The organism is Streptomyces sp. NPDC051364, from assembly GCF_040682115.1.
Lineage (GTDB): Bacteria > Actinomycetota > Actinomycetes > Streptomycetales > Streptomycetaceae > Streptomyces.
In genome coordinates this window covers 59,466-70,301 of the sequence record NZ_JBFBAH010000036.1, presented here as the reverse complement: position 1 = coordinate 70,301, position 10,836 = coordinate 59,466, and the positions used below count along the sequence as shown (strand labels likewise).

At 71.7% G+C, this 10,836-nt stretch carries 11 protein-coding genes and 2 pseudogenes; 7 read left to right on the top strand and 6 right to left on the bottom strand.

The annotated features are described in order from the left end of the window. Nucleotides 1-68: 68 nt before the first annotated feature. The 3 genes from AB0M76_RS37890 to AB0M76_RS37880 all read right to left on the bottom strand — a co-directional run bounded on the left by AB0M76_RS37890 (nucleotide 69) and on the right by AB0M76_RS37880 (nucleotide 3,207). Complete coding sequence (locus tag AB0M76_RS37890; protein WP_365957279.1) at nucleotides 69-404, bottom strand: haloacid dehalogenase-like hydrolase; 336 nt, start codon at nucleotides 402-404, stop codon at nucleotides 69-71. Nucleotides 405-1,142: 738 nt separating this feature from the next. Then, on the bottom strand, nucleotides 1,143-2,663 hold the full coding sequence (locus AB0M76_RS37885; protein ID WP_365957278.1) for an SDR family NAD(P)-dependent oxidoreductase: 1,521 nt from the start codon (nucleotides 2,661-2,663) through the stop codon (nucleotides 1,143-1,145). 127 nt (nucleotides 2,664-2,790) lie between these two features. Then, on the bottom strand, nucleotides 2,791-3,207 hold the full coding sequence (locus AB0M76_RS37880) for a hypothetical protein (protein ID WP_365957277.1): 417 nt from the start codon (nucleotides 3,205-3,207) through the stop codon (nucleotides 2,791-2,793). Between the two features lie 248 nt (nucleotides 3,208-3,455). On the opposite strand from AB0M76_RS37880, the gene AB0M76_RS37875 reads away from it, so the two are divergent. Both AB0M76_RS37875 and AB0M76_RS37870 read left to right on the top strand, forming a co-directional pair. After that, nucleotides 3,456-3,887: a hotdog domain-containing protein gene (locus AB0M76_RS37875; protein ID WP_365957276.1), complete on the top strand. Its 432-nt coding sequence runs from the start codon at nucleotides 3,456-3,458 to the stop codon at nucleotides 3,885-3,887. Between the two features lie 54 nt (nucleotides 3,888-3,941). Continuing rightward, nucleotides 3,942-4,115, top strand: a pseudogene (locus AB0M76_RS37870) (ISAzo13 family transposase); the annotation flags it as partial. A gap of 222 nt (nucleotides 4,116-4,337) precedes the next feature. Here the strand turns inward: AB0M76_RS37870 and AB0M76_RS37865 are convergent. Both AB0M76_RS37865 and AB0M76_RS37860 read right to left on the bottom strand, forming a co-directional pair. Beyond that, the gene (locus AB0M76_RS37865) at nucleotides 4,338-5,192 is read right to left on the bottom strand and encodes a tetratricopeptide repeat protein (protein WP_365957275.1); all 855 of its coding nucleotides are present in this window, start codon (nucleotides 5,190-5,192) and stop codon (nucleotides 4,338-4,340) included. 58 nt (nucleotides 5,193-5,250) lie between these two features. Then, nucleotides 5,251-6,318, bottom strand: coding sequence for a hypothetical protein (locus AB0M76_RS37860; protein WP_365957274.1), 1,068 nt, complete (start codon nucleotides 6,316-6,318; stop codon nucleotides 5,251-5,253). 257 nt (nucleotides 6,319-6,575) lie between these two features. Here AB0M76_RS37860 and AB0M76_RS37855 point away from each other — a divergent pair, with 257 nt between their 5' ends. Then, entirely contained in the window at nucleotides 6,576-6,818 is a 243-nt protein-coding gene (locus AB0M76_RS37855; RefSeq protein ID WP_365957273.1) for a hypothetical protein, read from the top strand. Nucleotides 6,819-6,943: 125 nt separating this feature from the next. Then, complete coding sequence (locus AB0M76_RS37850) at nucleotides 6,944-8,008, top strand: NAD-dependent epimerase/dehydratase family protein (protein WP_365957272.1); 1,065 nt, start codon at nucleotides 6,944-6,946, stop codon at nucleotides 8,006-8,008. A gap of 195 nt (nucleotides 8,009-8,203) precedes the next feature. Here the strand turns inward: AB0M76_RS37850 and AB0M76_RS37845 are convergent. Then, nucleotides 8,204-8,668 (bottom strand): annotated as a pseudogene (locus AB0M76_RS37845) (response regulator); the annotation flags it as partial. A 123-nt stretch (nucleotides 8,669-8,791) separates the two neighbouring features. Between AB0M76_RS37845 and AB0M76_RS37840 the strand changes: the two are divergent. The 3 genes from AB0M76_RS37840 to AB0M76_RS37830 are packed head-to-tail and all read left to right on the top strand — an operon-like array spanning nucleotide 8,792 to nucleotide 10,772. Beyond that, entirely contained in the window at nucleotides 8,792-9,508 is a 717-nt protein-coding gene (locus tag AB0M76_RS37840) for a glycosyltransferase family 2 protein (RefSeq protein ID WP_365957271.1), read from the top strand. Continuing rightward, nucleotides 9,505-10,125 carry a TIGR04282 family arsenosugar biosynthesis glycosyltransferase gene (locus AB0M76_RS37835; RefSeq protein WP_365957270.1) on the top strand — a complete coding sequence of 207 codons (621 nt, stop codon included), beginning with the start codon at nucleotides 9,505-9,507 and terminating at the stop codon, nucleotides 10,123-10,125. Before AB0M76_RS37840 ends, AB0M76_RS37835 begins: the two co-directional genes overlap by 4 nt. Then, the gene (locus AB0M76_RS37830) at nucleotides 10,122-10,772 is read left to right on the top strand and encodes a class I SAM-dependent methyltransferase (protein WP_365957269.1); all 651 of its coding nucleotides are present in this window, start codon (nucleotides 10,122-10,124) and stop codon (nucleotides 10,770-10,772) included. The genes AB0M76_RS37835 and AB0M76_RS37830 overlap by 4 nt, the downstream gene beginning before the upstream one ends. Nucleotides 10,773-10,836 lie beyond the last annotated feature (64 nt).

The following is a 10,836-nucleotide window of genomic DNA, read 5'->3' as shown; positions in this document are numbered from 1 at the left end:
GAGCTACTATCCCGGTTCGTGTGTGACGTGGGCCCTATGGGGCGGCTCACCTCAGCGACGCCCGAATCTCACCGAACGTCACCGCCTGTACCCCTGTGCGGGGGCGTGTGGGTCAGGCCGGGGCGATCGCCCGCCAGGTGGTGCCGGCCGCGCAGGCCGGCCTCCGCCGGCAGGTCCGGGTGCTCGCCGGCGACGACCGGGTGGCGGAGAAGCCCCGGGTCGGAGACATGCTCGCCGTAGGCGTGGCACTCCTCAGGGCCGCTGCCGCGCTCGGACAGCAGCTCTCGGGCTGCCCGGGCCTTGGCTTCGCCGATCATCGTCGTCAGCACTTCCCCCGTGTACGCCCCGTCCCAGATCTCCGAGCGCGTGCACAGCACCACGCCGGCACCGACGTGGGCGGCCACCGCCCGGCACGGCCACCGCCGAGGCGGACGCGGTACTCGGCTGCGCTTCCGCCCGCTGCACCCGCTCTGGTACGCCCTGTACCGGGCCGCCCCGAGACGTCCCTGCAAGCCGCTCCCCGCAGCGACCTCTTCGCCCTCTGGGGCCTGCCGCGGAATGGAAGGCTGGCCAGCGCAACCTCGCCGAGTCCTCCCTGCGCACCATGGAGTCCCTCCTCGAGCACCACATCCTCCCCACCCTCGGCAGCCGCCGGATGAGCACCTTCGACCACAAGGTCGTCGACGGCTTCATCCGGACCATGGAGCGCAACGGCGCCGGCCTGGCCAACCAGTCCAACGCCTTCGACAAGGTCAAGTCCGTCCTCCTGGACGCGTACCGCCTCGGCATCTACACGGAGAGTATGGGGATGCACCCTCCTCCAGGCCACCGCCGTCACCGACCGCTGGGGCACCACCCACTACGGCCGCCTCTCCGGCCTCCTGGGCGCCCCCGCCCACATCGCCGCGGCCCTCGCCCCTTGGGTCGGCGCCGCCTTCGCCCGCCTCCTCGGCGGATATCCGACCCTCTTTGCCGTCCTGGCAGCCCTCTCGGGCGCCTCCGTCCTCCTCGCCCTAGGCACTGCGCCGAAGTCCATCGCGGAACGCCCAGGGCTCACGCCATAGGCACGTCGTCAGCGGGAACCGGCGCTTGGGAGGAACGGGGCCCGGGACACCATCAGTTAGCCGCCGCCCGCGGGAAGGTCACCAGGCAACGTGGCGGTAGTCCTTGAGCAGGACGCCGTGGATGGGGCTGCCGGCCTGCCCCTGCACGATGGGGTGGTAGATGCGCGCAGCCCCGTCGATGACGTCCAGGGGCGGGCGCCACCCCGTGGCTGCGTGCCGCTCCCGGGCAGGCAACGGCTTCTCGTCGGTGACCCAGCCGGTGTCCACGCTGCAGGTGTGGATGGCTCGGGCGGCCAGGTCCGTCGCACTGGTACGGGTGAGCATGTTGAGTGCGGCCTTGGCCATGTTGGTGTGCGGGTGACCGCTGGTCTTGTTGCGGGCGGCGAACTGGCCCTCGACGGCGGAGACGTTGATCAGGTAACGGCGCGGGTGCGGCGACGCCTCCAGCAGGGGCAGCAGGCGGTCGGCGAGCAGGAACGGTGCGACGGCGTTGACCAGCTGGACTTCGAGCAGTTCGGCCGGTTCGACCTGGCCGAGCCGCAGGGTCCAGGAGTTACTGTCGCCCGTCTCCTGCATGAGCCCCGCCTCGTCGGTGCGCTCCTGTGGGTCCGGGTCCACGGCGAGGGCGCCTTCGGTCACAGTGCGGAAGCCTGTCAGGGCGCCGGACGCCCGGGGTCGCGAGGCGAGTTCCGCCGTCAGAGGGAGTGCTGCGGCGGGCGATCCGGGAACGGTGAATCCCGGGGCGGTCCAGATCTCCGGCGCGGTGGAGGGCTGGGCCCTCCCGACGGCGGCGGCCTCTGCCGCTACCAGCGCACGGTAGGCCCGGGGGGACCGCTGCAGTGTCTGGGCCGCGTTGTTGACCAGGATGTCCAGGGGTGCGGCCTGGCCGAGCAGGTGGTCGGTGAGGGCGAGTACCTGTCTGGGGTCGCGCAGGTCCAGCGCGGCTATCCGCAGTCGGTGCCACCAGTCGGCGGCACCCGGCGCCGCGGCGAAGCGGCTCGCCGCATCCTGGGGGAAGCGGGTGGTGACGGTGAGTTCGGCTCCGTCGCGCAGCAGCATCAGGGCCAGGTGGAAGCCGATCTTGACCCGCCCGCCGGTCAGCAGTGCACACCGGCCGGTGAGATCGGTCCGGGCGGTGCGCCGGGTGAGGTTCTCGTCCGCGCAGCCGGGGCACAGCTGGCCGTAGAAGTGGTGGACCTGCCGGTAGTGGTTCTTGCAGACGTAGCAGCGTTGTGGGCGGTTGAGCAGCCTGGGCGGCCCGTCGCCGTCCGGTGCGCGGCCCGGCGGCCGGCGGGTCACTGCACCGGGACCGCCGTGTTCCCGGACGTACTCGTGCACGGACAGGCCCGATCGGTGCGGGGTCTCGGCCGACAGTGCTGCGTCCATGATCCGGTCGGGTGCTCCGGTCGCGGTGGTGGCCAGCACCTTCGCGTCGGCCACCGCCCGGACGGCCCGTCTCGCGGCACGCCGACGGCGCCGCCCGTCCCGGACGAGGTCGCTGGCCGCCTGTTCCAGCAGGCGGCGCCGCTCGTCCTCCAGCGGCAGGCGGCATGCCTGGTCCAGCAGGTCCAGGCTGGCTCGTATCGCTTCGTTCTCCATGGGATACCCCTCCGTGTGGTGTGTCGTCGGCGGCTGTCCGGCCGCCGGGCGTCCGCAGCAACGGGCAGGGCCTGTCGGGCCGTTCAGCGGTGGAACCGGAGCGCCTGGAAGCGTCCGTGGGTGCGCATCAGGAGCGGAGCGCCGGCAGGGCGTCGAGGGCCGCGCGGAGCGACTGTTCGTACTGAGGGCGGGAAAAGGCCAGGACGCCGAGGGAGTCGTAGTTCCAGTCCCGGGAATTGTTGCGGAAGCCCGACCACGTCACGGTGGTGTCCGTGACCGTGATGTGCGCCGTCAACGCCCAGCAGTCGTCAATTCCGCACGTGCACGACAACAGCAGCGTTTCTCCCCGCCCGGTGCCGTGGGGCACACGGTCGGGTTCGCCGCCGAGCAGGTGCCGGGCGGAGAGGGGAGCCGGATATGTGTACGCGCCGGCGAGCAGCGGAGAGGGGTCCGGTGCGAACTCGGCGGCCGGCTCCTCCTGTTCTGCGAGCGCGTCGGGAAGCTCCGCCCTGTGTACCAGTTCCAGGAACGGAACCCCATCCACCAGGAATTCCAGCACAAAGGGCGCTTCGCCCCGACCTTGGCCCCCGCAGGAGTAGGGAGCCACACGAAACTCGATCGAATGCATGCCGGTCACAGTAGCCGGTGATCGAACCGGCGTGCGGGGCACGCAAGCGATCCTCCGAGTTGAGTACCGGCTACTCATGCATACCACCCGGCAGCCGTGGTCAACTGCGGCAGGGCGTCCATTCGTCCCGGACCTGGAAGACGAGGCAGCAGGGGGAACAGGTCATGCAGGAACTGCCCGCCGAAGCGGGACACACCCGACTGGTCCAGGTCCATTTCGACGACCTGGATCCCATGGGAATGGTGCACAACTCGCGCCATGCACTCTTCGTCGAACGAGCCATCGGGGCTTATTGGCACGAACAGGGCTGGAGCATGGATCCTGATCGCTCACGGTATTGCGACACCCATCTCGTCGTGCGTGAATTCCTCGTCACATACGAGGAGCCGATTCGGGGCACGGGGGGCGTGGGCGTGCGGTTCCGGATATCACGGATCGGCCGCACCAGCGTGGTGTACGAGTTCCAGGTGACATCCGAAGACGGCCGTTGTGTTCATGCTCACGGCCATCGGGTACAGGTCCGGGTGGACCCGGAAACGCTGCAGCCCCTCGCCTTCAGCCACGAACTGCGGGAAACCGCGCATGGTCTCATGTAAGCGCTTGCAGGTGATCAAGGTGTTGCTTCCCGTGTCGGGGATCGTTGTCGTGGATTGCACATCCCGGACGAAAATCGGGACCAACTTGCCGTGAAGTGCGCGGTGTTGTTCCCGCATCCGGACGAACGGGAACGTCGGCCGTTGATGGCTGCCGAGGCCCGTGTCCTGGTGCACGGCGACGTTCGGGCCGTCGTCTCGGCAGCGGTGGCGAGTGCGACGACGACCCGCGCACTCGCGAGGGAATTGACCCAGGCCGGGCACCGGGTCGGCGCATTCAGGAACGACGGACGCCAGTGGCGCCCGGCCGGTGATCCGGTGCCGGTGAATATGGGCATGCCGACGCCGACCCGAAGCTGGGCAAAGCCTCCTCCGAACGCCTGAGCGCCGGGGCAACCCAGTCGCGGCCTTCATCACCCTCGCCGCCGCCCTCACCTGCTGGAGGAAGCTCGCTCAATCATCATTCGGGACACGCTCCTGTTGACTCATCGCGGTGACGAGGGTGGAGGAGATGTGGGCCAGGTCGGGATCCGCAGCGATGAAGAACGTGTCGACTCCGGCCAGTTCGTGGTTCATGCGGGCCATCGGCATTTCGTAGTCCAGGTCGGCAACGCCACGGACTCCGCGGATGACGACGTCGATTCCGGCTCGGCGGCAGTAGTCGACCAGCAGGCCGCCGGTGTGGGAGTCGACCGTGACGTTGCTCAGGTCGGCCGCTGCCGCTTGGAGCCGGTCCAGCCGTTCGGTGATGGGGAAGCGGCCGGTCTTGTTCGAACAGGACACCTCGGTACCGGGGTCGCCGTGGAGGGCGTGGTGGACGGCGAGGTTGCACGTGGCGCGCGGGTCGCCGCCGTCCGCGGCGCGTTGGTACCAGGCCAGTGCGGCTTGCGTGTCGCCCTGGTCGGCGTGGAGGACCGCGAGTCCGAACGCCGCTCCTGCATCGCCGTCTTCGGCAGCGCGCCGGTACCAGGGCCAGGCGTCCCCGGAGTCGCCGCGACTGGTCATTGCATCGGCCAGGGCCACCATGGACCGGACGTGGCCGGCCTCGGCGGCGCGGCGCCACCATGACTCGGCCTCGGCGCAGTTGTCCCGGTGGCGGCAGAGCAGGAGGCCTAGGTTGTACATCCCGCTCGGATGGCCGCCCCGTGCTGCGCGCGCGTACCAGCGCTCGGCCTCGTCGACGCGGTCCTGCTTCATGAGTTCGGTGCCGAGCCGGTTCATGGCGTCACCGTCCCCCGCCTCCGCCTCTGCATGCATCTGCGCGTTCGTGTCGCCGTTCGGTGCCTTGTCCACTGGTTCAGCCTTCATGAGTGAGCGGGTGTGCAGGTGTGCAGGTGTGCAGTGCGTCCGGTGCCGGGCTCTCGTGTCACAGCGGAAGGAAGTCCAGGTAGACGAGCCTCTCATGGCCGTCGAGGTGCTCCTCGGTCTCCGTCAGCCGCAGCCGCCGCGGTGCGTCCGCGAAGGGCCCGTCCGGCAGCGGGACCGTACCGGTCCACGTGGTGTTCCCCGCCGGGCCGGTGGCCGTGAGTGTCGTGTAGGCCTTGCTGATCTCCGCCCAACGCAGATGGGGGTCCGGGAACGCGGGCGCAGCCTGTTCCACCAGCGCCCGGATCGTGGGCCGTGCGGTGCCCGACGACGTGGCGGTGTAGGCCGGTCCGGTGACCGTCACGGTGAGCACGTTGCCCGAGCGCACCACGGTGGCGGTCCGTTCCGGGCTGAGCTGTGCCATCGGGGCCTGGACGGTCTTGGACACCCACAGGCCGTCCAGTGACTCCGGCTGGTACCGCACCAGTGCCATCCGCAGGAAGGGGAACCAGGACGCGGGCGACTGCCCTGCGGCGGTGCGCAGTTCGATGTCGCTGTACCACAGGTCACGTGCAGCGTCGAAGGAGACGTCATGACCGGCGACCGTCACCGTCGCACCGGGGTCCTCGGCCGGCGCCAGGCTCCTGGACGCGGTGGCCCGGGGGAACGCGTTGCTGCGCGGCCACGGTGTGACGGTGGTCGAGACGGCCGACGGGTCGGTTCCCAGCATGGTGAGGTACGGGTGCAGCGCCTCCGCCGGATCCCCGGTGCCCGGCGCGGTCACGACACCGAGCCGTTCCCCGGGGCCGGACGACCACCAGGGCCGGTCCAGGTAGACCCGGACGGCGTTGCCCCGGCGCCGGCTCGCTCCCTCGGCCGGCCGGTCCCAGTGGAACAGCGGGACGACCTGCCGTACGACCGGCGGGGCGGGGCGCGCCGAGCTCCGGACGTGCCGGACCTCCGGTGCGGACTCGCGATGGATGCCGGGCGCGACCGCGCTGACCATGAGCTCGGCGTCGTCCGCCAGACCGCCGTGGGACGTCCGCGTGAGCAGCCGGGTGGCCGCGTCGTACACGTAGTCCCCGGTCGCGGTGTCCGCGTCGGAGCTGCCGGGTGGCGCGGGCGTCAACAGCCTTCCCGTGGCGGTGTCCCGGACCTTCACCGTCGTCGCCTCACAGGGGCCGAGGGTCGCCTTGCCGCGGTCGAGCCGGATCGCCGTCTCCTCCCGGAAGTGCTCGGTGTAGCGACTGGTGGCCAGGGCGGTGTAGGTGATGACGCGGTGACGGGTGTCGTCCAGTTCGTGCGCCGTGTCGACGGGGCGAGGTCGTCCGCGGCAGCAAGCTCATTGGGGAGGTCGAGGGGAACTTCCCCGAGCTCACGCTCGAAGTGGGACGACGGCTGCGCCTCGACGACGACGTCATCGTTGTGGAATGGACCTGCGACTACGGCGACGGCCGCCTCTACCGCAACGTCACCATCGCCGAGCTCCGCGAGGGCCGGGCCGTACGGGTCACCGACTACTGGGGCGAACCCACCTCCACTCCCCCGTGGCGCCGACCGCTCACCGCCCGCCTCGACATGCCGGGCGGCGGCATCTGGAAGGACCACGACCACCTCAGTCACCACTGACTTCCCGTGCGAAGCCCCCGGCCGTCACGCCCCCGTCGCCGTTCCCGGCCCTCCCGTATGACGGAAGTCTTACGTGCACGCGTGGGAGACCCTCCGCAGGCTCCGCACTGCGTAGCGTCCGGAGCATGCGCGTACTCGTCACCGGAGGGGCCGGGTTCATCGGCTCCCACATCGTCACCGCCCTCACGGCCCGCGGGCACGAACCCGTCGTCCTCGACGCCCTGCTGCCCGCCGCCCACCCCGGCACCCCGCCCCTGCCCGACGCCGAGTTCGTGCGCGCCGACGTACGGGACGCCGACGCGGTCCGGGCCTCGCTGCGCGGAGTGGACGCGGTGTGCCATCAGGCGGCCATGGTCGGACTCGGCAAGGACTTCGCCGACGCCCCCGACTATGTCGGCTGCAACGACCTCGGAACGGCGGTACTGCTGGCGGAAATGGCGGCCGCAGGGGTGAGGAAGCTCGTGCTCGCCGGGTCGATGGTGGTCTACGGGGAGGGCCGGTACACGTGCGAACGACACGGAACGGTACGCCCCGGACCGCGCCGGACCGAAGACCTGACGGCGGGCCGGTTCGAGCCCCTCTGCCCCGACTGCGGAGCCGAGCTCGCGCCGGGTCTGGTCGGCGAGGACGCCCCGACGGATCCGCGCAACGTGTACGCGACGACGAAGCTGGCCCAGGAGCACCTGGCGGCATCCTGGGCCCGGTGCGTGGAGGGTCGGGCGGTGTCGCTGCGCTACCACAACGTGTACGGACCGGGCATGCCGCGCGATACCCCGTACGCCGGGGTGGCCTCCTTCTTCCGCTCCTCGCTCGCCCGGGGCGAAGCCCCCCGGGTCTACGAGGACGGCGCTCAGCGAAGGGACTTCGTCCACGTCACGGACGTGGCCGCGGCCAACGCGGTGGCACTCGAGGCGGTCGGTACCCGGCAGGCTGGGGCTCTGACCGCGTACAACACCGGCAGCGGGGAACCGCACACGGTCGGCGAGATGGCCGCCGAGCTCGCCTCGGCGCACGGCGGACCCGCCCCGGTGGTGACGGGCGAGTTCCGGCTCGGCGACGTACGGCACATCACCGCCGACTCCGCCCGGCTGCGCAAGGAGCTGGGCTGGCTTCCGACGGTCGGCTTCGCCGAGGGGATGGCCGAGTTCGCCCGGGCCGGTCAGCGCGAGTCGGCGGGTGTGGTCGGCTGAGCCTGGGAACCGGCCGACGTCGTCGGCCGGTTCCGCAGCGGGTTGAGCGCAAAGGACCTTCTCAGCGGACGACGTCGAAGACGTCCTCTGCAGGCCGTTGGCGTACGCCTCGTGCTCGACGAGGTTCAGCTTCTGGGTGTCCTTGTCCGTGCCGCTGAACAGAGGTGTCCGCAGGTCGTGCGAGATCCAGGCGGTCAGGCCGGCCGCCGCGAGCAGGGGCTCGCCGGCCGGGGCGGCCGACGATGCCCTGCGCAGGACCGACCGGACGCGCAGGACCAGCTCGCGCGGGCTGAAGGGTTTGGTCACGTAGTCGTCCGCGCCGACTTCGAGGCCGAGGATCCGGTCGTCCTCGTCGCCGCGCGCGGTGAGCATGACCACGGCCACGGAGCGCATCCCGTTTCCGTTCGCACGCAGCCGGCGGCAGACTTCCAGGCCGTCCATGCCGGGCAGCATCAGGTCGAGCACGATCAGGTCGGGCAGGTGCCTGGCGGCGATCTCCAGCGCGGCCGGGCCGTCCGCGGCCCGGTACACGGTGAATCCGGCCCGCTCCAGGCAGCCCGCCACGACTTCCGAGACGGTCGGATCGTCGTCCACCACCAGGACGCGGCCCGTGGCGTCGCCGGAGGCCGGATCGCGGTCGGTCTCGTTACCGGATGCCATGCCTCCAGAGTGACACCGTGCGGTGCCGCGTGGACCTGGGCCTGCCGCCGTGGGACGCGGTGTCCGCGTTTCGTAAGGTCTTCGGGCGCCTTTCTTCGCCCTTCGGTTCCTACGGTGTGGAGGGTGACTCCTTCTGCTTGTCGTCCGCCTCTCGCGGACCTCGTACTGCCGTGCCTCGACGAGGCGGAAGCCCTGCCCTGGGTGTTGGCGCGGGTGCCGGCCGGGTGGCGGGCCATCGTCGTCGACAATGGCTCCACCGACGGCTCGGCGGACATCGCCCGCTCCCTCGGCGCCACCGTCGTGCACGAGAGCCGGCGCGGCTTCGGCGCTGCCTGCCACGCCGGGCTGCTCGCCGCACGAGCCGAGCTGGTCTGCTTCTGCGACTGCGACGCGTCCATGGACCCCGGCCTGCTCGCCCCCATGGCCGAACGGGTCGCGGCCGGCGAGACGGACCTCCTGCTCGGCCGGCGCCGCCCACAAGACCGCGGTGCCTGGCCCGCCCACGCCCGGGCCGGGAACCGCGCCCTCGCGCAGATGCTGCGCCGCCGCACCGGACTGCGGCTCCACGACCTCGGCCCCATGCGGGTCGCCCGCCGCGAGGCGCTGCTCGGCCTGGGCCTGACCGACCGGCGCAGCGGCTACCCGCTCCAGATGGTCGTACGGGCCGCCGACGCGGGCTGGAAGGTGGCGGAGACGGACATCCCCTACCTCCCCCGATCCGGGAAGTCCAAGGTCACCGGGACCTGGCGGGGCACCTGGCACGCCGTACGGGAGATGCGGCGGGTCCTGGCCGAGCCGCCGAGCGCCCGCCCCGCACCGACCGAGGGGATCTCCGCGTGAGCACCCTCCTCGTCATCGCCAAGGCTCCCGTCGCCGGGCGCGTGAAAACCCGCCTGACCACGCAGTTCACCCCGCAGCAGGCAGCCGACCTGGCCCGCGCCGCGCTCCAGGACACCCTCGCGACGGTCCTGGCGACCCCGGCCGAGCGGCGTGTCCTGGTCCTCGACGGACAGCCGGGCCCTTGGATCCCGGACGGCATCGAGGTCGTCCCGCAAGGGACGGGCGGCCTGGACGTCCGACTGGCCGCCGCCTTCGCCCTGTCCGAAGGACCGGCCCTGCTGATCGGCATGGACACCCCGCAGGTCACCCCCGGCCTGCTCGCGCTCGGGCTCGACTTCACCGAGGCGGACGCATGGTTCGGGCCCGCCGACGACGGCGGGTTCTGGGCCCTCGGCCTCGCCGACCCCGACCCGGCCCTGCTGCTCGGCGTCCCCATGTCGGTGGCACACACCGGCGAGGTGCAGCGGCAGCGGCTGACCGATGCGGGGCTTTCCGTACGGGACCTGCCCGAGCTCTGCGACGTGGACACGCCCGCCGACGCGGAACGGGTCGCGGCCGCAGCCCCGCGGACGCGCTTCGCCGCCCTGCACCACGGCCTGTGCGCGGTGACCCGATGACCGCCCAGCTCGCCGAGCCCGCCACCCGTACCTGGCAGGCGGACCCGTACGCGGACGCCCTCCGTGCCGGGCAGGGGCCGCTGTTCCTCCGTCGGCGCGACGGCTGGCTGCTCCCGCTGGAGGTCGAACGCTGGTGCGCCGAACCCGACGCGGCGGACGACACCGTCCTGGCCCGGTGTACCGGGCCCGTCCTTGACATCGGCTGCGGACCGGGCCGCCTGGTCGCCGGGCTCGGACACACGGCGCTCGGCGTCGACGTCACCCCCGAGGCCGTGGCCCGTACCGAGCGGGCGGGCGGCAGCGCACTGTGCCGATCGGTGTTCGACCCACTACCCCGCGAAGGCGGCTGGGGCACGGTCCTCCTCATCGACGGCAACATCGGCATCGGCGGCGACCCCGCCGCCTTGCTGCGCCGGAGCGCCGAACTGACCGCGCCCGGCGGCTCCCTGCTGGTCGAGGTGGCCGCCGCCGACGTCGAGGAGCGCGTCGAGGTGTACGTCGAGGACGGCACCGGCGGCCGCGGAGCCTCCTTCTGGTGGGCCCGGCTCGGCACCCGCGCCCTGTGCGCCGAGGCGAGGTCCGCGGGCTGGACCCCGTACGACACCTGGCAGACGGCGGGCCGGCACTTCGTACACCTCACGCACTGACGGTTGCCGAGCGGCGAACCGCCGGGTGGGATCCGCAGCAGTACGGATCCCACCTGGAGTCGCC

What these genes read in the sequence shown, in the direction of transcription:
- AB0M76_RS37875 (WP_365957276.1), top strand. Translation starts at nt 3,456, where the DNA reads ATGCAGGAACTGCCCGCCGAAGCGGGACACACCCGACTGGTCCAGGTC.
- AB0M76_RS37830 (WP_365957269.1), top strand. Translation starts at nt 10,122, where the DNA reads ATGACCGCCCAGCTCGCCGAGCCCGCCACCCGTACCTGGCAGGCGGAC.
- AB0M76_RS37885 (WP_365957278.1), bottom strand. Translation starts at nt 2,663, where the DNA reads ATGGAGAACGAAGCGATACGAGCCAGCCTGGACCTGCTGGACCAGGCA.
- AB0M76_RS37865 (WP_365957275.1), bottom strand. Translation starts at nt 5,192, where the DNA reads ATGAAGGCTGAACCAGTGGACAAGGCACCGAACGGCGACACGAACGCG.
- AB0M76_RS37850 (WP_365957272.1), top strand. Translation starts at nt 6,944, where the DNA reads ATGCGCGTACTCGTCACCGGAGGGGCCGGGTTCATCGGCTCCCACATC.